This window comes from Streptomyces sp. NPDC087845 (genome assembly GCF_044742755.1).
Taxonomy (GTDB): Bacteria; Actinomycetota; Actinomycetes; order Streptomycetales; family Streptomycetaceae; genus Streptomyces.
The window spans coordinates 111,036-129,468 of record NZ_JBIUVC010000007.1 but is presented as its reverse complement, the minus strand read 5'-3'; the positions used below and the strand labels follow the sequence as shown (position 1 = coordinate 129,468).

Annotated in this window: 15 protein-coding genes; 9 read left to right on the top strand and 6 right to left on the bottom strand. The window is 70.3% G+C overall.

Going from position 1 to position 18,433, the window contains the following annotated elements:
* Nucleotides 1-14 precede the first annotated feature (14 nt).
* On the top strand, nucleotides 15-377 hold the full coding sequence (locus tag ACIOMQ_RS19575) for a cupin domain-containing protein (protein ID WP_362206736.1): 363 nt from the start codon (nucleotides 15-17) through the stop codon (nucleotides 375-377).
* A 75-nt stretch (nucleotides 378-452) separates the two neighbouring features.
* On the opposite strand, the gene ACIOMQ_RS19570 is transcribed toward ACIOMQ_RS19575, so the two are convergent.
* The 3 genes from ACIOMQ_RS19570 to ACIOMQ_RS19560 form a co-directional block, all read right to left on the bottom strand.
* Nucleotides 453-1,829: an MFS transporter gene (locus ACIOMQ_RS19570; RefSeq protein WP_402189668.1), complete on the bottom strand. Its 1,377-nt coding sequence runs from the start codon at nucleotides 1,827-1,829 to the stop codon at nucleotides 453-455.
* Nucleotides 1,830-1,988: 159 nt separating this feature from the next.
* A complete protein-coding gene (locus tag ACIOMQ_RS19565) occupies nucleotides 1,989-2,531 on the bottom strand; it encodes a methylated-DNA--[protein]-cysteine S-methyltransferase (RefSeq protein ID WP_362206737.1) in 543 nt (180 codons plus the stop codon).
* Between the two features lie 59 nt (nucleotides 2,532-2,590).
* Nucleotides 2,591-3,535: a glycerophosphodiester phosphodiesterase family protein gene (locus tag ACIOMQ_RS19560; protein ID WP_362206738.1), complete on the bottom strand. Its 945-nt coding sequence runs from the start codon at nucleotides 3,533-3,535 to the stop codon at nucleotides 2,591-2,593.
* A 214-nt stretch (nucleotides 3,536-3,749) separates the two neighbouring features.
* Here ACIOMQ_RS19560 and ACIOMQ_RS19555 point away from each other — a divergent pair, with 214 nt between their 5' ends.
* From ACIOMQ_RS19555 to ACIOMQ_RS19535, 5 genes are all read left to right on the top strand, one after another.
* A complete protein-coding gene (locus ACIOMQ_RS19555; RefSeq protein WP_362206739.1) occupies nucleotides 3,750-4,637 on the top strand; it encodes an MHYT domain-containing protein in 888 nt (295 codons plus the stop codon).
* Nucleotides 4,638-4,700: 63 nt separating this feature from the next.
* Nucleotides 4,701-6,836, top strand: a complete 2,136-nt coding sequence (gene uvrB, locus ACIOMQ_RS19550) for an excinuclease ABC subunit UvrB (RefSeq protein WP_362206740.1) — start codon at nucleotides 4,701-4,703, stop codon at nucleotides 6,834-6,836.
* 132 nt (nucleotides 6,837-6,968) lie between these two features.
* Nucleotides 6,969-7,547, top strand: coding sequence for a TerD family protein (locus ACIOMQ_RS19545; RefSeq protein ID WP_362206741.1), 579 nt, complete (start codon nucleotides 6,969-6,971; stop codon nucleotides 7,545-7,547).
* A gap of 160 nt (nucleotides 7,548-7,707) precedes the next feature.
* Nucleotides 7,708-9,660, top strand: coding sequence for a TerD family protein (locus ACIOMQ_RS19540; protein ID WP_402189666.1), 1,953 nt, complete (start codon nucleotides 7,708-7,710; stop codon nucleotides 9,658-9,660).
* Nucleotides 9,661-9,924: 264 nt separating this feature from the next.
* Nucleotides 9,925-10,929, top strand: a complete 1,005-nt coding sequence (locus ACIOMQ_RS19535) for a TerC family protein (protein ID WP_362206743.1) — start codon at nucleotides 9,925-9,927, stop codon at nucleotides 10,927-10,929.
* Nucleotides 10,930-11,061: 132 nt separating this feature from the next.
* Here ACIOMQ_RS19535 and ACIOMQ_RS19530 read toward each other — a convergent pair whose 3' ends face one another.
* Nucleotides 11,062-11,718: an MBL fold metallo-hydrolase gene (locus ACIOMQ_RS19530; RefSeq protein WP_362206744.1), complete on the bottom strand. Its 657-nt coding sequence runs from the start codon at nucleotides 11,716-11,718 to the stop codon at nucleotides 11,062-11,064.
* Between the two features lie 10 nt (nucleotides 11,719-11,728).
* Nucleotides 11,729-12,418 (bottom strand): maleylpyruvate isomerase family mycothiol-dependent enzyme, encoded by a 690-nt coding sequence (locus ACIOMQ_RS19525; protein ID WP_362206745.1) that lies wholly within the window; start codon nucleotides 12,416-12,418, stop codon nucleotides 11,729-11,731.
* A gap of 175 nt (nucleotides 12,419-12,593) precedes the next feature.
* Here ACIOMQ_RS19525 and uvrA point away from each other — a divergent pair, with 175 nt between their 5' ends.
* Together uvrA and ACIOMQ_RS19515 are read left to right on the top strand one after the other, a co-directional pair.
* Nucleotides 12,594-15,653, top strand: coding sequence for an excinuclease ABC subunit UvrA (gene uvrA, locus ACIOMQ_RS19520; protein WP_401264518.1), 3,060 nt, complete (start codon nucleotides 12,594-12,596; stop codon nucleotides 15,651-15,653).
* A gap of 403 nt (nucleotides 15,654-16,056) precedes the next feature.
* Nucleotides 16,057-16,485, top strand: coding sequence for a Rieske (2Fe-2S) protein (locus ACIOMQ_RS19515; protein WP_362212060.1), 429 nt, complete (start codon nucleotides 16,057-16,059; stop codon nucleotides 16,483-16,485).
* Nucleotides 16,486-16,503: 18 nt separating this feature from the next.
* On the opposite strand, the gene ACIOMQ_RS19510 is transcribed toward ACIOMQ_RS19515, so the two are convergent.
* Nucleotides 16,504-17,430 (bottom strand): hypothetical protein, encoded by a 927-nt coding sequence (locus ACIOMQ_RS19510; RefSeq protein ID WP_402189664.1) that lies wholly within the window; start codon nucleotides 17,428-17,430, stop codon nucleotides 16,504-16,506.
* Between the two features lie 230 nt (nucleotides 17,431-17,660).
* On the opposite strand from ACIOMQ_RS19510, the gene ACIOMQ_RS19505 reads away from it, so the two are divergent.
* Nucleotides 17,661-18,299 (top strand): papain-like cysteine protease family protein, encoded by a 639-nt coding sequence (locus ACIOMQ_RS19505; protein ID WP_402189661.1) that lies wholly within the window; start codon nucleotides 17,661-17,663, stop codon nucleotides 18,297-18,299.
* Nucleotides 18,300-18,433: the final 134 nt, after the last annotated feature.

The window sequence follows — 18,433 nt, the reverse complement described above, 5'->3', positions numbered from 1 at the left end:
TAGGGTGACCGGCCATGACCACACTTGATCAAGCTCCCGCCACTTTTGCCGTGCACATTCCGGATGCCGAACTCGAACCGGAGCCGCTCGATCCGGCACAGATCGTCTCGGGCGAGCCCGTGGTGACCGGCAAGGTGCTCTGGGAATCGCCCGACGGCAAGCAGGTGCGCGGGATCTGGCAGATCACGCCCGGCGTGGTCACCGACACGGAGGCCGACGAGTTGTTCGTCGTCGTCAGCGGACGCGCGACCGTGGTGGTCGAGGGCGGCGCGACGCTGGAGATCGGGCCGGGGGACGCCTGCGTACTGCGCGAGGGCGACCGTACGACGTGGACCGTGCACGAGACGCTGCGCAAGGCGTACCACATCAGCCTCTGATGCCTCTGTCGCCTCAGGAACCTCTGACGCTCAGGACCCTTTGACGCCTCTGTCACCTCAGGAACCTTTGACGCCTCAGGTGTCGGAGGCGGGGGCGGCAGATGCGCCGGGCGATGTGGGCGCGGGCGCCGTTGCGGAGGCTGCCGTCCCGGTCCGTGCCGCGGGACGGGCGAGCGCTCGGCGCAGCGCCAGTGCCGCCATGGGCAGCAGCAGACATGCTCCGACCACGTTCAGCCAGCCGTAGCTCGCTCGGGCGACGACCACCCCGGCGATCATGCCACCGATGCCCGCCGCCGTGTTCATGGTCAGGTCCGACAGACCCTGCACGGCGGCGCGGGCGGCCTGCGGCACCGAGTCGGTGAGCAGCGCCGAACCCGAGACCAGCCCCGCCGACCAGCCCAGCCCGAGCACGAAGAGACCGGCCGCCGTCTGCCCGTGGTCGGCGCCCGCCGTGCCGGCCAGAAGCGCGGCGCAGGAGAGCAGTCCGACCGCCAGGCCGATCACGGTGAGCCGGCCGAACCGGTCGGACAGCCAGCCCATCACGGGGGAGAACGCGTACATGCCCGCGATGTGGCCGCTGATGACCAGACCGATCAACTGGAGTCCGGCGCCGTGATGGCCCAGATCGACCGGGGTCATCACCATGATCGAGACCATCGCGGTGTGCGAGACGGTCACCGTCACCAGTGCCAGCCGTGCCCTTGCGGACGCCCGGACCGCCGCGATGCCGGCACGCAGCGAACGGCCCGCCGGCAGCTCGCCGTCCCGCGGCGCCAGCGCCCGTGCGGTCAGCAGCGGGTCCGGCCGCAGCAGCACCCAGACCACCAGGGCGGCCAGCAGAAAGATCCCGGCCGCGAAGAAGAACGGGCCCGCCTTCTCGGATATCGCGGTGCCGCGGAAGACCCGTCCCACGGGGGCCGCGATGTTCGGTCCCAGGACCGAGCCGATCGTCGTGGCCCAGATGACGGTGGAGATCGCCCGGCCGCGCCGGTCGGGCTCGACCAGATCCGCGGCGGCGAACCGGGCCTGCAGATTGGCCGAGGAACCGGCACCGAACCCGGCCATGCCGAGCAGCAGCAGCGGGAAGCTCTCCACGACGGTGGCCAGCACCACGAGCCCCGCGCCGAGCGCGCCGATCAGATACGCCAGTACGAGACCGGGGCGCCGGCCGCGCGAGGTCATCAGCGCGGCCAGCGGCAGCGAGAGCAGCGCCGTACCCGTCACCGACGCGGTCGGAGCCAGGCCGGACAGTGCCTCGGAGCCGCTCACCTCCGTGGCCAGGACCGGGGCCAGGGCGATACCGATGGGCACGCCGAGGCCGCCGAGTATCTGGCTGGCCATGAGCACCGCGGACGTCCTGCGCCGCAGTCCGGGCAGCTCGGCCGCCGTGACCGGGCGGGCGGGACGGCCGGGCCCGTTGGGGGTGTCAGGTGCGTCGAGGGTGTTGGTCACTGACGCAGTGTGCCAGTGAGTACACATGTACGAAAACGGGGCCGTCCGGGCTCGGTGACGGCCATGCGCGGGGGCGGAGCAGAGCACGGCCACGGGCAGGGCAGGGACGCTGATGCTCCGGGGCCCGCATCGAAGAGGGCCGACCCCGGCCGGGCCGGATCAGAACAGCGGCTGGGGCAGCACACCCTCCAGAGCCAGCAGCTTCCGCTTGGTTTCGAGACCGCCGCCGAACCCGCCGAGCCCGCCGCCGCTCTCCACCACCCGATGGCACGGCACCACCACCGGCAGCGGATTGGACCCCATGGCCACCCCGACCGCCTGCGCGGCCCCCGGCTGCCCCACACGTTCGGCCAGGTCCCCGTACCCGGCGACCGCCCCGTAGGGCACCCCCGTCGCCAGTTCGCGGAGCACCTGGCGGTTGAAGCCGGACGTCAGCGACCAGTCCAGTTCCAGTGAGAACTCCCGCAACGATCCCGCGAAATACGCCGCGAGCTGGCGTATCGGCTCGGCGAGCCGTGCGGAGCCGGGGTTCTCGACCGGCTCCGCACCCAGTCGCGCCCGCAACTGCCCGACCGCCTTCTCGCGGACCTCGGGACGGGCATGGAAGACCACGCTCACCAGCCCCGCGTCGGTCGCGGCCAGCAGCAGCGGGCCGATGTCGCTCTCGACGACGGCCCACTCGACAACCCCGTTGCTGTTCATGGAAACCACCGTACGACCGGCCACTGACAACGGGGCGCGGTGGCGGGGCCGCCGAGCTGTCAGCCGGTGGCCCCGCGCACCACATCAGGGGTGTTGGTGATGATCCCGTCGACGCCGAAGCCCGCCACCTTCGCCGCGCTCGCCGCGTCGTTGACCGTCCAGGTGTTGACCCGGAGCTTCTTGCCGTGCGCGCCCTTCAGCGCGTGCACCGCCTTCACGTAGTCGGCGGAGACCGACGTGTACGAGGGGTTGATCTGGTCGGTGAACGCCGCGTACGAGGCGAGGTCGGCCACCGCGGGGGTGCCGAGGAAGCCGGTCGTGACGTCCGGACGCTGCTGGTGCACCTTCTTCACGCTGTCCGCGCCGAAGCTCTGGACGACGAGCCTGTGCTTGACGTGTTCGCGGTCGAGCCACCCCTTCTGGCGCAGCACCCGCAGGGTCTCCTTCTCGATGCCGGGGTAGATCTCCGGGCTCTTGATCTCCAGCAGCAGATTCTGGTGGTTGCGCTCGATCCGGTCCAGGTACTGCTTGAGGGTGGGCACCCGGGCGCCGGCGAACTGGGGACCGAACCAGCTGCCCGCGTCCAGCCGGGCGATCTCGGCGGCCGTGAAGTCCTTGACCGCCCACGGCGCACGGTCCGGGAAGACCTCCTCGACGTCGGTGGTCCGCTTCAGATCGGTGTCGTGCACGACCACCAGGACGCCGTCCTTGGTGAACTGGACGTCGTTCTCCACCCAGTCGAAACCGAGGGCGTCGGCCTTGTCGACCGCGGCCAGGGTGTTCTCGGGCGCATACGCGGAGGCGCCCCGGTGGGCGAAGACGACCGGGGCGCCCGGCTTCGTGTCCGCGGTCCGGGCGCTCACGGTCCGGATGCCCGTGACCGCGGCGGTGCTCGTGTGCCCGGCCGTGGTCGTGGTCTGCGTATCGGTGGCCGACATCAGCAGCGCGCCGGCACCCACGAGAGCGGCGGCGGCGACGGCGGCGGTTGCGGTACGTGCGTACACGTGTACTCCTCGCGTCAGAGTTGCGGACGGGCCGAGAGTGACAGCTGTCCCCCAACGGGGGACAGGCGAAGGATGGCCACAACGTGAACGCAGCTGCTGAGACCGGGTCACGGACCGATTTCCTTGTCGATAAAATGCAGCTCATCTGTTTGTCTGCCGGGCCTCGCGCCTTAGGGTCACCCAGAACCCGGGCCTCCGCGAAGGGCGTACGAGCATGCAGGGCACGACCGACGGTTTCAGCTATGGAGCGGTGACGCCTGTAGCGGCCTTCCTCATGGCCTGCCTCGGCGCGGCTCTCGGGCTGCGCTGCACGACTCGTTCGCTGCGCACCGAGCGTTCCTTCAAGGCCGGCTGGCTGGCCCTGGGCGCGACCTCCATCGGCTCCGGCATCTGGACGATGCACTTCATCGCGATGCTGGGCTTCTCGGTCGAAGGAGTGGCCATCGACTACGACAAGCCCCTCACCTTCGCCAGCCTCGCGGTCGCGATCGGCATGGTCGCCATCGGCATCTTCATCGTCGGGTACCGGGGCGCCACCCGGATGGCCCTGGTGACGGGCGGCACGATCACCGGGCTGGGCGTGGCCACCATGCACTACCTGGGCATGGCCGCAATGCGTCTTGAGGGGCGGTTCGAGTACGACACGATCACCGTGGCCCTCTCCGTCGTCATAGCCGTGGTGGCCGCCACGACCGCGCTCTGGGCGGCCGTCTCCATCCACGGATTCCTGCCCAGCCTCGGCGCCAGCGTCGTGATGGGCGTCGCGGTGAGCGGCATGCACTACACGGGAATGGCCGCGCTCAGCGTCCATCTGCACCCCGGCGCCGTCGTCGGCGCCGGTCCGGCCGACGAGCCGACCGCCCCCCTCGTACCGCTGCTGATCGGCCCCGGCTGCTTCCTGCTCGTTGCCGCCGTCGTCGTGATGTTCGACCCCCTGATGGTGATGGGCACCCCGGACTGGGACGACCCCGAGGCCCTGAACGGGGCCGGCCGTCCCCCCGGAATCCCGGCCCCCCGCCAGGTCCCGCGGTTCGGCACACATGCCGACCCGGCGTCGTTCCACTCCCGGCCGCGCGATCCCGCGCCGCCGGGAGAATGGTGACCCCCGGCCCGGCACCGCGGCCGGTCCGGCCCGGTTGTCAGTGGGGGGTCGTACCGTGGTTGCATGCGGCCCGTTTCGAAGATCGAACGTTCGGTGGCGCCTTTCGAGGTCGTCAGTCCCTACCAGCCCAGCGGCGACCAGCCCGCGGCCATCGCCGAGCTGGAGCGGCGCGTCCGTGCCGGTGAGAAGGATGTCGTCCTGCTCGGCGCGACCGGCACCGGCAAGTCGGCGACCACCGCCTGGATGATCGAGAAGCTGCAGCGCCCCACCCTCGTGATGGCGCCGAACAAGACGCTCGCGGCCCAGCTGGCGAACGAGTTCCGCGAGCTGCTGCCTAACAACGCCGTCGAGTACTTCGTCTCGTACTACGACTACTACCAGCCCGAGGCGTACGTCCCGCAGTCGGACACCTACATCGAGAAGGACTCCTCGATCAACGAGGAGGTCGAGCGGCTGCGCCACTCCGCGACGAATTCGCTGCTCACCCGGCGCGATGTGGTCGTGGTCGCCTCCGTCTCCTGCATCTACGGCCTCGGTACGCCCCAGGAGTACGTGGACCGGATGGTCCAGCTCAAGGTCGGTGACGAGATCGACCGCGACCAGCTGCTGCGCCGCTTCGTCGAGATCCAGTACAGCCGCAACGACCTCGCCTTCACCCGCGGCACCTTCCGGGTCCGCGGCGACACCATCGAGATCTTCCCCGTCTACGAGGAGCTCGCCGTCCGCATCGAGATGTTCGGTGACGAGATCGAGGCGCTCTCCACCCTCCACCCGCTCACCGGCGAGGTCATCAGCGAGGACCAGTCCCTCCACGTCTTCCCCGCCAGCCACTACGTCGCGGGCCCCGAGCGCATGGAGAAGGCGGTCGGCGGCATCGAGCAGGAACTGGAGCAGCGCCTCGCCGAGCTGGAGAAGCAGGGCAAGATGCTGGAGGCCCAGCGGCTGCGGATGCGCACCACGTACGACATCGAGATGCTCCGGCAGATCGGCACCTGCTCCGGCGTCGAGAACTACTCGATGCACTTCGACGGCCGCTCACCCGGCACGGCTCCCAACACCCTCCTCGACTACTTCCCCGAGGACTTCCTCCTCGTCCTCGACGAGTCGCACGTCACCGTGCCGCAGATCGGCGCCATGTACGAAGGCGACGCCTCCCGCAAGCGGACCCTCGTCGACCACGGCTTCCGGCTCCCGTCCGCGCTCGACAACCGCCCGCTGAAGTGGGAGGAGTTCCTGGGCCGGATCAACCAGACCGTCTATCTCTCCGCCACGCCCGGAAAGTACGAGCTGTCCAGGGGCGACGGCTTCGTGGAGCAGATCATCCGCCCCACCGGCCTCGTCGACCCGGAGGTCGTCGTCAAGCCCACCGAGGGCCAGATCGACGACCTGGTGCACGAGATCCGCACGCGCGCCGAGAAGGACGAGCGGGTCCTGGTCACCACCCTCACCAAGAAGATGGCCGAGGACCTCACCGACTACTTCCTGGAGCTCGGCATCCAGGTCCGCTATCTGCACAGCGACGTCGACACCCTGCGCCGCATCGAGCTACTGCGCGAGCTGCGCTCCGGCGAGTACGACGTACTGGTCGGCATCAACCTCCTGCGCGAGGGCCTCGACCTGCCCGAGGTGTCGCTCGTCGCCATCCTCGACGCGGACAAGCAGGGCTTCCTGCGCTCGGGGACGTCCTTGATCCAGACGATCGGACGCGCCGCCCGCAACGTCTCGGGGCAGGTCCATATGTACGCGGACAAGGTCACCCCGGCGATGGCGCAGGCCATCGACGAGACCAACCGGCGCCGCGAGAAGCAGATCGCCTACAACACCGAGCGCGGCCTCGACCCGCAGCCGCTGCGCAAGAAGATCAACGACATCGTCGCCACGATCGCCCGCGAGGAGGTCGACACCGAGCAACTGCTCGGCAGCGGCTACCGCCAGGCGAAGGGTGCCAAGGCCCCCGTTCCCGCGCTGGGCGTCAAGACGGCCGGGGCGAAGACGGCCGGTGCCAAGAAGGCCGGGGGCAACGGCGCGGTGGTCACCGACCGGCCCGCGACCGAACTCGCCGGAATCATCGAGGAGATGACCGACCGCATGCGGGCGGCCGCCGCGGACCTGCAGTTCGAGGTGGCGGCCCGGCTGCGTGACGAGGTCGGTGAGCTGAAGAAGGAGTTGCGCCAGATGCGCGAGGCGGGCCTCGCCTGACGTCGTCGCAACGGGTGTGTTGCAGGACCGACACAAAATCACCCCAAGCGGCCGCACTGTCGGTGCGACTGCGTAGGGTGCTGGGAAAACCGCGCACGGACGGTTGCGGGGCAAGCGGAGAGGGGACAGCGCGTGACGGTCAATATGACCAAGGGTCAGGCCATCAGCCTGCAGAAGAGCGACGGGGGGACCCTGACCGCGGTAAGGATGGGGCTCGGCTGGCAAGCGGCGCCGCGCCGCGGGCTGTTCGGTTCGCGTACGCGGGAGATCGACCTCGACGCGTCGGCGGTGCTGTTCGCCGACAAGCAGCCGGTCGACGTGGTCTTCTTCCGCCACCTCGTCAGTGACGACGGCTCGGTCACGCACACCGGGGACAACCTGGTCGGCGGCGCCGGTTCGGGCGGCGACGACGAGGCGATCCTCGTCGATCTGCAGCGGGTGCCGGTCCACATCGACCAGATCGTCTTCACGGTGAACTCCTTCACCGGTCAGACGTTCCAGGAGGTGCAGAACGCCTTCTGCCGCATCGTCGACGAGACCAACGGCCAGGAGATGGCCCGCTACACACTGGACGGCGGCGGGCAGTACACCGCCCAGATCATGGCGAAGGTGCACCGTTCGGGGAACGGATGGCAGATGACCGCCCTCGGAAACCCGGCCAACGGCCGCACCTTCCAGGACCTGATGCCGGCGATCCTGCCGCACCTGTAGGCACGGCCGGACCAGCCGTTCGGCATCGGCACGCGCAGCTCCCGGAGGCATCGGCCGCCGGGAGCTGCACCACATGGCGCCCGACCGAGGCGCCGGACCGCACGCGCCGCACCGTTCAGCACCGCACGACGCAGCGGCAACTCATCGAGGGGACAGGGCAATGACGGCCGAGCTGGTCCGGGGGCAGAACCACACCTTGCCCCAGACCCGTCTGGAGATCCGGGTGTCGGCCGGTACGCCCGTCGTGGCCGGTGCCACGCTCGGCGACGAGAGCGGCACGGTGCACGGCACCGAGTGGATCGCGCACCCGGGATCGCCCCGACTGCCCGGGCTCGAAGTGTCCCGGCAGGCCGCCACCGACCACCGCCTCGCCGTGGACCTCGACGCGCTGCCCGCCCCGGTGCACCGGGTCACCGTGCTGCTGGCCCTGCCCACGGGCGTCGGCGGCCCGGTCCGGTTCGGCGCGATCGCCGCACCGTTCGTCGCCGTCACCGGGCCCGAAGGCACCGAGATCGCCACCTTCACCCTCACCGGCCTGGACAGCGAGTCCGCGGTCACCGCACTGGAGCTCTACCGCCGCCAGGGCGCCTGGAAGGTCCGCGCCGTCGGTCAGGGCTACGCGGGCGGCCTTGCCGCCATGCTCGCCGACCAGGGAGTGCCCCGGGCGGCCGAGCTGGCCCACACGATCCAGGACGCGGTCACCCGCGCGACGGCCCGGTCGGTCGCGCCACCCCCACCGCGTACCCCGGAGACGGACCGGGCCGGGCTCGGCACGGGCCCCGTACCTCCCTCGGACGGAGGCGGACCTCCCGTCGCACCGCCGACGGCCGCCCAGCCTTCGGAACCGCTCACCGGGCCCACCGCCCCGCCGTCCGCGGCCCCGACGGGCGGCCCCATCAACTACGCGCACCCGCGCCGCCAGGCCACGGCGCCCCCGCCGCCCCCTCCCACCGCGCCGCCCGCCGAGCCGGGCCGCCCCGCCCGGCCCGTCGCCGGAGACGCGACCGGCTGGTCCATGGAGGAGCGCCTCTACAACCAGATCTGGGGCATGTTCGAGGACCTGGCCCGCACCACCGCCGCGTACCGCAGCGCCGTCGACTTCGCCGAGTCCCGCATGGACCAGGAGCTCGACCGGACCCTGTCCGACCCGCGCAACCGGATCGGCGGCGCCGGTGACCGGGCCCGCGAACAGGCCCGGGCCAAGCGCGACGAGCTGACCGCCCGGGCCCGAGAAGTCCTCGATCGCGACCTCGCCCAGCTCGCCGCCGAGTCCGCCGTCGTCGAACCCGCGCTGCCCGCCGCGTTCGCGGGATGGGACAACCCCGTCTGGCACGCCTACCGCGTGCCGATGGAGATCCCCATGGCGCTGCGCATCGGCGACCTCCACCTGCCCGAGAGCCCGGACCTGCGGATCCCGCTGCTGGTCAGGCTCCCCCTGGAGCGCGGGATCTGGGTCGACAGCGGCCGTACGGCCTCCGAGGCCGCGGCCCTGACGGACACCGCCCAGCTGCGCCGCCTGGCCATGGAGGACGCGGTCGCGCACGCGGCCCGGCTGCTGGCGGTCTACCCGGCCGACGAGTTCTCCGTCCATGTCATCGACCCCGCGGGCTCGGCGGCCGGAGCGCTCGCCCCCCTGGTCGGATCCGGGGCCCTCGCCGGGCCGCCCGCCGCCGGAGCCGGGGGAGTGGCCTCCGTCCTCGCCCGGCTCACCCGGCGCGTCGACCTGGTGCAGATGGCGATCCGGGCCGGCGCCGCCGATTCCCTTCCACCGGACCTGGACACGGGCGAGCAGCTGCTGATCGTCAACGACTTCCCGCACGGCTTCGACGACCGGGCCGTCACCCAGTTGCGGTACCTCGCCGACGAGGGGCCCTCGGCCGGTGTCCATCTGCTGATGGTCGCGGACCGCGAGGACGCCCGCGCGTACGGACCGGTGCTCGACCCGCTGTGGCGCTCGCTCCTGCGGACGACCCCCGTCGCCGACAACCACCTGGCCGACCCCTGGGTGGGCCACGCCTGGACGTACGAGCCGCTGAGGATGCCGCCCGGCAGCCGGATCCTCGACCAGGTGCTCGCCAGGGTGGCCGCGGCCCGCCGCCCCCGGCGACTCTGAGTGGCGAAGCAGCCAACGGCTGCACCACCCCGCCCTGACCAGCGCTTTTGGAAGATCTTTACCCTCCTCTTTACCTTTCCTTGGTGTTTCCTGTACTGTTCTTTGGGCGGAGGGGAGTACTCCCATACGCGGCGTGCCCGTCAGTACGGACTGTGACCGGTCCCGGGGCGCCGGCCCGTGGCGCACAGCCCGTGCGCCCGGGTGGAAGAGACCTCCGGCAGCGACGACGCTGATCAGTAGCCGTAGCGAACTGCCGGAGGCGCAGTGGACGTTTCATGGACCCTCTGGGTGCTGACCATTCTTGGTCTGTCAGCCCTTATCGCCGTCGACTTCTTCATCGGGCGCAAACCCCATGACGTGACGACCAAGGAAGCCGGAATCTGGACGATCGTCTGGATCGCGCTGGCCGCGCTCTTCGGACTCGGCCTGCTGGTCTTCGGCGAGAGCCAGGCATCGGGTGAGTTCTTCGCCGGATTCATCACCGAGAAGTCGCTCAGCGTCGACAACCTCTTCGTCTTCGTCCTGATCATGGCGAAGTTCTCGGTCCCCTCCCACCTCCAGCAACGGGTGCTGCTCGTCGGCGTCCTGATCGCGCTGGTGCTGCGAGCGGTCTTCATCGCCGCGGGTGCCGCGGTCATCGCCAACTTCTCGTGGGTCTTCTACATCTTCGGCGCGTTCCTGATCTACACCGCCTGGAAGCTCATCCAGGAGGCGCGGGCCGACGAGGAAGAGGAGGAGTTCGAGGAGAACCGCCTCCTCAAGACCATCGAGCGCCGCTTCGGGGTCGCCGACCGGTACCACGGCACCAAGCTCTTCATCCGCAACAACGGCAAGCGCGTCCTGACGCCGCTGATGGTCGTCATGCTCGCCATCGGCACCACCGACGTGCTGTTCGCCCTGGACTCCATCCCCGCGATCTTCGGCCTGACCCAGGACCCGTACATCGTCTTCACCGCCAACGCCTTCGCCCTGATGGGGCTGCGGCAGCTGTACTTCCTGATCGGCGGTCTGCTGAAGAAGCTGGTCCACCTCAGCTACGGCCTCTCGGTCATCCTCGGCTTCATCGGCGTGAAACTGGTGCTGCACGCGCTGCACGAGTCCGGGGTGCACGTCCCGGAGATCTCCATTCCGGTCTCGCTCGGCGTCATCTGCGGCGTGCTGGTGATCACCACGATCACCAGCCTCGTGGCCAACAAGAAGCAGGAGCGGGCCGAGGCGGCCGCGGAGGCGGACGAGTCCGCGGACAGGGGTTCCGGCGTCGGCGCCTGACCGCGCCTCCTCACCCCGTCGGGCGGCCCGGTGGCCGTCCGGCCGGGCGGAGACCGAAACCGGCCGGGGCGGCAACGGACCGTTGCCGCCCCGGCCGGTGTCCGTACGGGTGGAGAAGAGCCGCGGCCGCCGTCACCAGCCGCGGGCGCGCCACTGCGGCAGCTGCGGACGCTCGTCGCCGAGCGTGGTGTCGCGACCGTGGCCCGGATACACCCAGGTCTCGTCGGGCAGCTGGCCGAAGAGCCGGGTCTCCACGTCGTGGAGCAGGTTCGCGAAGGCCTCGGGGTCCTGGTGGGTGTTGCCGACCCCGCCGGGGAAGAGGCAGTCCCCGGTGAACAGATGCGGGGCGCCGTGCGGGTCGTCGTAGATCAGGGCGATGGAGCCCGGGGTGTGACCGGTGAGGTGACGGGCGGTCAGGGCGACCCGGCCCACCCGGATCGTGTCGTTGTCGTCGACCAGGACATCGGTCGGGACCGGGATGCCCTCCGCGTCGTACCGCCCGGCGTACGTACGCGCACCGGTGGCCGCCACCACCTCGCCGAGCGCCTGCCAGTGGTCGCCGTGCCGGTGGGTGGTGACGACGGAGGCGATGCCGTCGTCACCGATCAGCTGCAGCAGGGTCCCGGCCTCGTTGGCCGCGTCGATCAGGAGCTGCTCGCCGGTGGCCCGGCAGCGCAGCAGATAGGCGTTGTTGTCCATCGGGCCGACGGCGACCTTGGAGATCATCAGATCCGTCAACTCGTGTACGTCCGCACGTCCGCCGACCTTGACCGTTCCGCTGTACGTCATACCACTCAGCCTATAGCGGGGGCAGTGCGGGAAGGGGGCCGCCTTCGGCGGTCAGCGCCGAGCCGTCGCGGCGTCCGCAGAGCCAGCCGAGCAGCTCGGGGGCCGTCCCGCGGACCGTGACGGGGCCGCCCGCCGCGCCGCCGCCCGTCGTCCAGGTCCGGCCCTGGTCGTCGCTCACGCCCGTGGACACGACATCGGGGTGGCCGTCGAACCGTTCGGCGAGGAAGTCGATCTCCCGGGTGACGAACTCTTCGGGAAGGTCCTCCAGCTCGTAGCCGATGCCCAGGTCGACATGGTGCAGCTCGACCTCGATGCGGCGGCGGAAGGGGATCCGGGAGGCCGAGTCCGTCACACCGTTGCGCATCGTGACCGTGCGGGACCAGTCGGCCGGGGCCGAGGCGGCCTCCACGAAGCGGGTCGCGCTCCCGGCCAGGTCGGCCAGCTGCTCGGCCTTCGGCCGGGGTGCGCCGCGCTCGATGTCGCGGTCGCGAGTTTCGCTGTCTGCGTACATGGGCCGGCCCTGGAGAACATTTACCAGCGCGTCGGCGTTACGAGAGAGGTGCGCAAGTACATGGCCCCGGCTCCAGCCCGGCAATCGCGAGGGCTGGGCGAGCCCGGCTTCGTCCAGTTTCCCGGTGGCGCTGAGCAGTCGATCAGTCGCTTCACGTACGGCGTCCAGGTCGTGCGCATGATCAATCATGACGCCGAGCCTAGCCCCGCCACTCAATCGGGTGAAGGAGTCAGTGGTCGTCCATAAATCGAATGCGCGTGCTATACGCTCGGAGTCGAAAGCTTCGTACATCGCTGTGGCGCCCCCCATACCCTGGGACAGGGGCTCAGTTCCCCCATTTCTCTCTAGAAAGGTGCGGACCGGCGTGGCCGACCGTCTCATCGTCCGTGGCGCTCGCGAGCACAACCTCAAGAACGTCTCGCTCGACCTCCCCCGCGACTCCCTCATCGTCTTCACCGGGCTTTCCGGGTCGGGCAAGTCGTCTCTCGCGTTCGACACGATTTTCGCCGAGGGCCAGCGGCGCTACGTGGAGTCCCTCTCCTCGTACGCCCGCCAGTTCCTCGGCCAGATGGACAAGCCGGACGTCGATTTCATCGAGGGTCTCTCGCCGGCCGTCTCCATCGACCAGAAGTCGACCTCGCGCAACCCGCGCTCGACGGTCGGCACCATCACCGAGGTCTACGACTATCTCCGGCTGCTCTTCGCGCGGATCGGCAAGCCGCACTGCCCGGAGTGCGGCCGGCCCATCTCGCGCCAGTCGCCGCAGGCCATCGTCGACAAGGTGCTCGCCCTGCCCGAGGGCAGCCGGTTCCAGGTGCTCTCGCCGCTGGTGCGCGAGCGCAAGGGCGAGTTCGTCGACCTCTTCGCCGATCTGCAGACCAAGGGCTACAGCAGGGCCCGGGTCGACGGCGAGACGATCCAGCTCTCCGAGCCGCCCAAGCTGAAGAAGCAGGAGAAGCACACCATCGAGGTGGTCATCGACCGCCTCACGGTGAAGGACAGCGCCAAGCGCCGGCTGACCGACTCGGTCGAGACCGCGCTCGGGCTCTCCGGCGGCATGGTCGTGCTCGACTTCGTCGACCTTCCCGAGGACGACCCGGAGCGCGAGCGGATGTACTCCGAGCACCTCTACTGCCCGTACGACGACCTCTCCTTCGAGGAGCTGGAGCCGCGCTCCTTCTCCTTCAACTCGCCCTTCGGTGCCTGCCCCGACTGCACGGGCATCGGTACGCGCATGGAGGTCGACCCCGAGCTGATCGTCCCCGACGAGGAGAAGTCGCTCGACGAGGGAGCGATCCACCCCTGGTCGCACGGCCACACCAAGGAGTACTTCGGCCGGCTGATCGGCGCGCTCGCCGAGGCCCTCGGATTCCGTACGGACATCCCGTGGGCCGGGCTGCCGCAGCGCGCCAAGAAGGCCCTGCTCTTCGGCCACAAGATCCAGACCGAGGTCCGCTACCGCAACCGGTACGGGCGCGAGCGCGCCTACACCACCCCCGCCTTCGAGGGGGCGGTGCAGTTCGTCAAGCGGCGGCACTCCGAGGCCGAGAGCGACTCCAGCCGGGAGCGCTTCGAGGGGTACATGCGCGAGGTGCCGTGCCCGACCTGTGAGGGCACCAGGCTCAAGCCGATCGTCCTCGCGGTCACGGTGATGGAGAAGTCCATCGCCGAGGTCTCCGCGATGTCGATCAGCGAGTGCGCCGAATTCCTCGGCCGGATGAAGCTGAACGCCCGCGACAAGAAGATCGCCGAGCGGGTGCTGAAGGAGGTCAACGAGCGGCTGAGGTTCCTGGTCGACGTCGGCCTCGACTACCTCTCGCTGAACCGCGCGGCAGGCACCCTGTCCGGTGGCGAGGCCCAGCGCATCCGGCTGGCCACCCAGATCGGCTCCGGCCTGGTCGGCGTGCTGTACGTGCTGGACGAGCCGTCCATCGGCCTGCACCAGCGGGACAACCACCGGCTGATCGAGACCCTGGTCCGGCTCCGTGACATGGGCAACACGCTCATCGTCGTCGAGCACGACGAGGACACCATCAAGGTCGCCGACTGGGTGGTCGACATCGGCCCCGGTGCCGGTGAGCACGGTGGCAAGGTGGTCCACTCCGGATCGCTCAAGGAGCTGCTGGGCAACGGCGAGTCGATCACCGGCCAGTATCTGACCGGCAAGAAGTCGATCGCGATGCCCGGCATCCGGCGCCCCGTCGACCCGACGCGCAACCTCACGGTGCACGGTGCCCGGGAGAACAACCTCCAGGACATCAACGTCTCCTTCCCGCTCGGCGTGCTCACCGCCGTCACGGGTGTCTCGGGTTCCGGGAAGTCGACGCTGGTCAACGACATCCTCTACACCCACCTGGCACGCGAACTGAACGGCGCCAAATCGGTCCCCGGCCGGCACACCCGGGTCGACGGGGACGACCAGGTCGACAAGGTGGTGCATGTCGACCAGTCGCCCATCGGCCGTACGCCCCGGTCCAACCCGGCCACGTACACCGGTGTCTTCGACCATGTCCGCAAGCTGTTCGCGGAGACGATGGAGGCGAAGGTGCGCGGCTATCTGCCGGGCCGTTTCTCCTTCAACGTCAAGGGAGGCCGCTGCGAGAACTGCTCCGGCGACGGCACCATCAAGATCGAGATGAACTTCCTGCCGGATGTGTACGTCCCGTGCGAGGTCTGCCACGGAGCGCGCTACAACCGGGAGACCCTGGAGGTCCACTACAAGGGCAAGTCCATCGCCGAGGTGCTGGACATGCCGATCGAGGAGGGCCTGGAGTTCTTCGAGGCCGTCCCGACGATCGCCCGCCACCTCCGTACGCTTCACGAGGTCGGCCTCGGATACGTCAGGCTCGGCCAGTCCGCGCCGACGCTCTCCGGCGGTGAGGCGCAGCGTGTGAAGCTCGCGAGCGAGCTGCAGAAGCGCTCCACCGGCCGCACCGTCTACGTTCTGGACGAGCCGACCACGGGTCTGCACTTCGAGGACATCAACAAGCTCATCAAGGTGCTCTCCGGGCTGGTCGAGAAGGGCAACTCGGTGATCGTCATCGAGCACAACCTCGACGTGATCAAGACCGCGGACTGGGTCATCGACATGGGCCCCGAAGGGGGCAACGGCGGCGGTCTGGTCGTTGCCGAGGGAACCCCGGAGCAGGTCGCCGGGGTTCCGGCCAGCCACACCGGCAAGTTCCTCCAGGGCATCCTGGACCCGGACCGGGTGAGCGAGGCCGCGGTGCCGGCCGCCCGCAAGCCGGCCCGGAAGGTGGTGGCGAAGAAGGCGGTCGCCGCCCAGTCGGCCCCGGCCAGGAAGACGGCCACGGCCAGGACGGGCGCGGGCCAGGCCGCGAAGTCGGCCACGGCCAGGACCGCTAAAACGGCTGCGGCGAAGAAGCCCGTGGCGAAGAAGGCGACCCGCGCGCGCAAGGCCTGACGGCCCGCGCCCAGGCGGCGGCCCCCGGAAGCCCGGGGGCCGCCGCCTGCGACGGCAAGGGTCCGCCCCCCACCGGAGCTCCGGGCGCGGAGGCGGGGGCGAAGGCGCGCCCGCCCGCTTCACCCGCTCCGGCGCCCGTTTCACCCGCCCCGGCGCCCGCTTCGCCCGCCCCCGGATGGGCTCCCCACCCGTGCCCCCGTCTTCCCCCGCGCCCCGGCCCGGCCTACCCCGCCCCCTGACCAGGGTCAACGGGCCTTGGGCAGCCCGGCCGCCGGGCCCCCGGTCTCCGCCGGTATCGTCGGTTCTGTCGCCGATGGCTCTGATACCCGCGGTACCCGCGGTGCCTCAGTCGCCATCGGTAACCCTCTGCACCCCGCCCCGCCCTCTGACCAGTGGAGACCGCATGCCCGGCCAGCCCGCCCCCCGCCGTACCGTGCTGAAGGGCGCCGCTCTCGTCGGTGTCGCCGGGCTGGGAGCGGCCGCCTGTTCGACCGAGTCGAAGCTCGGCCACGCCGCCACGCCGACACCGACCGCCCCCGTCGAACTCGGCGTGCCGGAGGAGGTTCCGGTCGGCGGATCGAAGCTCTACCGCGACCAGCGGGTCATCGTCACCTGCCCGGCCAAGGGCCAGTACAAGGCGTTCAGCGCCCAGTGCACCCACGCGGGCTGCCTGCTGGACAAGGTCGAGGAGAACGTGGGGAACTGCCCCTGCCACGGCAGCCGCTTCGACACGACGACCGGCAAGGCGATGCACGGCCCGGCGACCGCGCCGCTGCCCTCCGTCCCGGTCAGGGTCGAGGGCGGAAAGCTCGTCGCGGGCCCGGACGCCTGACCGTCCGGCGGCGACGGATCACTCCCAGTCCCAGTCGATGCCGACCAGGCCGGGCCGCACCCCCTGCTCCACCAGGTGAACGGTCCGGTGCCGGCCGGTGAGCGTGAGATCCGTACGGGTGCCGCGCGGCGCGCCCGCCGAAACCTGGGCGAAGCTCTGGCACCGTACCGGCAGCGCGGCCTCGTCGAAGCCCACCTGCAGCACGTACTGTCCGCCGCCGAAACTGAAGCCGCGCACGTACTCGCCGCACGGCCCTCCCGTGGCGTCGTCGAAGCCGTAGCCGAAGAGGTAGGTGTCGCCCGCCCTCAGCCGGGTGTCGAAGAGCAGCTCCGCGACGAGCACCCCCGTCTCCCGGTCGAAGCGGATCCGCCCCGTCCGGCAGTTCTCCCGGGCCGCCACTTCCACCCGCGCCGGATCGCAGCCCGGATCGCCCCGGTAGACGGCGAGATAGCGGTCGACATCGTCCCGGTGCGCGCGCACCACATGCTGCGACTCCCGCTGCCGCAGCTCCCGGCCGGGCCCGATCCGTATCCGCTCGTGATGCCCCACCGTGTGCAGCCCGCCGTCCACCGGCGAGCCCATCGTGGCGAGCAGCCGTTCCACAGCGCCGGACGCCTCCATCAGGGAGCGGTACGAACGCGCGGCCGGACGGTCGGCGTCCGCACGGCCGCTGCCGGCCCCCAGTAACCGGAGCAGTGAGTTCCCGGGCAGTTCCAGCACCTCCTCCAGCGCCTTCACGGCCCGCAGCGACTCGGCGCGCTGCGGACGCCTGGCCCCCTGCTGCCAGTAACTCAGGCTTGTCACCCCGACCTTGACCCCGCGGTGTGCGAGATGGTGCTGCACCCGCTGGAGCGGAAGCCCACGCACCGAGAGCGCGGTGCGCAGTGCCAGATGGAACGGGCCGGTGTGCAGCACCTGCGCCAGTTCGGCCTCCGTGTGCCGCATGAGGTCCTCCAGGTGAACGTTCACGACGCGGGGTGGGGAGACCGCATCGGCGGGAGCGGTGTCGCAGGTGGCCGGGGTAGATCCGTTCACGTATCCGCCACGCCGTTCACACCGCGATGTTCCCCCGCATTGAAGCGTGTTGACCCGTCCCCGACAACGGTCGATGCTCCTGGCACAGCGTCCGGACGCGCTCCTCCGATCACACACCCCCTTGCATTGGGAGGAACGCAATGCGCAACCGAAGAATCCGGCCGGGACGACTTCCGGTCATGGCCGCCCTCGCCGCCCTACTGCTCGCCGTACCCACGGCGACCGCCTCAGCGGCGCAGACCCCCACCGCGACCGCCTCGGCAGCACGGAGCACCACCGCCACCGCCACCGGCATCGCCGCCACCCAGCGCCTGAACATCACCATGCAGGCCCAGCAGAAGACCAACTGGTGCTGGGCGGCATCCGGCAACACCGTCGCCACCTGGTTCGGCCGCTCCTACTCGCAGAACCAGTTCTGCAACGCCGCCTTCGGTCGCGCCCAGGGCTACGAGTGCCCCAACTCGCAGGCCTCGCTCGGCAATGTCCAGAGCGGTCTCCAGTGGGCCGGCATCAACCCCGGCTCGTACGTCACCGGCTGGCTGCGCTACCCCACCGTCCAGGCCGAGATAGCCGCGGGACGCCCCGTCGAGACCCGCATCCAGTGGTCGTCGGGCGGCGGCCACATGCATGTCCTGTACGGGTACGACGACGCGAACAGCTGGGTCTACTGGGGCGATCCCTGGCCCTCCAGCAACCGCTACAACTGGGCCTCGCACGCCTGGTACGTGAACAACAACGAGTTCTCCTGGACCCACTCGCTCTACCGGATCGGGGCGTGACGCAGTGATCTCCAAGACCGCACGCACCGCACGCCCTGCATGGTCCGCAGGCACCGCACGTACCGCATGGTCCGCAGGCACCACACGTACCGCACAGTCCGCAGGCACCGCACGGACCGCACGCACCGCACGGC

Excerpts from the sequence above, each read along its gene's own strand:
- ACIOMQ_RS19555 (WP_362206739.1), top strand. The coding sequence starts at position 3,750 with ATGCAGGGCACGACCGACGGTTTCAGCTATGGAGCGGTGACGCCTGTA.
- ACIOMQ_RS19530 (WP_362206744.1), bottom strand. The coding sequence starts at position 11,718 with ATGACGTACAGCGGAACGGTCAAGGTCGGCGGACGTGCGGACGTACAC.
- ACIOMQ_RS19505 (WP_402189661.1), top strand. The coding sequence starts at position 17,661 with ATGCGCAACCGAAGAATCCGGCCGGGACGACTTCCGGTCATGGCCGCC.
- ACIOMQ_RS19525 (WP_362206745.1), bottom strand. The coding sequence starts at position 12,418 with ATGATTGATCATGCGCACGACCTGGACGCCGTACGTGAAGCGACTGAT.
- ACIOMQ_RS19540 (WP_402189666.1), top strand. The coding sequence starts at position 7,708 with ATGACGGCCGAGCTGGTCCGGGGGCAGAACCACACCTTGCCCCAGACC.
- ACIOMQ_RS19510 (WP_402189664.1), bottom strand. The coding sequence starts at position 17,430 with ATGCGGCACACGGAGGCCGAACTGGCGCAGGTGCTGCACACCGGCCCG.
- ACIOMQ_RS19515 (WP_362212060.1), top strand. The coding sequence starts at position 16,057 with ATGCCCGGCCAGCCCGCCCCCCGCCGTACCGTGCTGAAGGGCGCCGCT.
- ACIOMQ_RS19565 (WP_362206737.1), bottom strand. The coding sequence starts at position 2,531 with ATGAACAGCAACGGGGTTGTCGAGTGGGCCGTCGTCGAGAGCGACATC.
- ACIOMQ_RS19575 (WP_362206736.1), top strand. The coding sequence starts at position 15 with ATGACCACACTTGATCAAGCTCCCGCCACTTTTGCCGTGCACATTCCG.
- uvrB (WP_362206740.1), top strand. The coding sequence starts at position 4,701 with ATGCGGCCCGTTTCGAAGATCGAACGTTCGGTGGCGCCTTTCGAGGTC.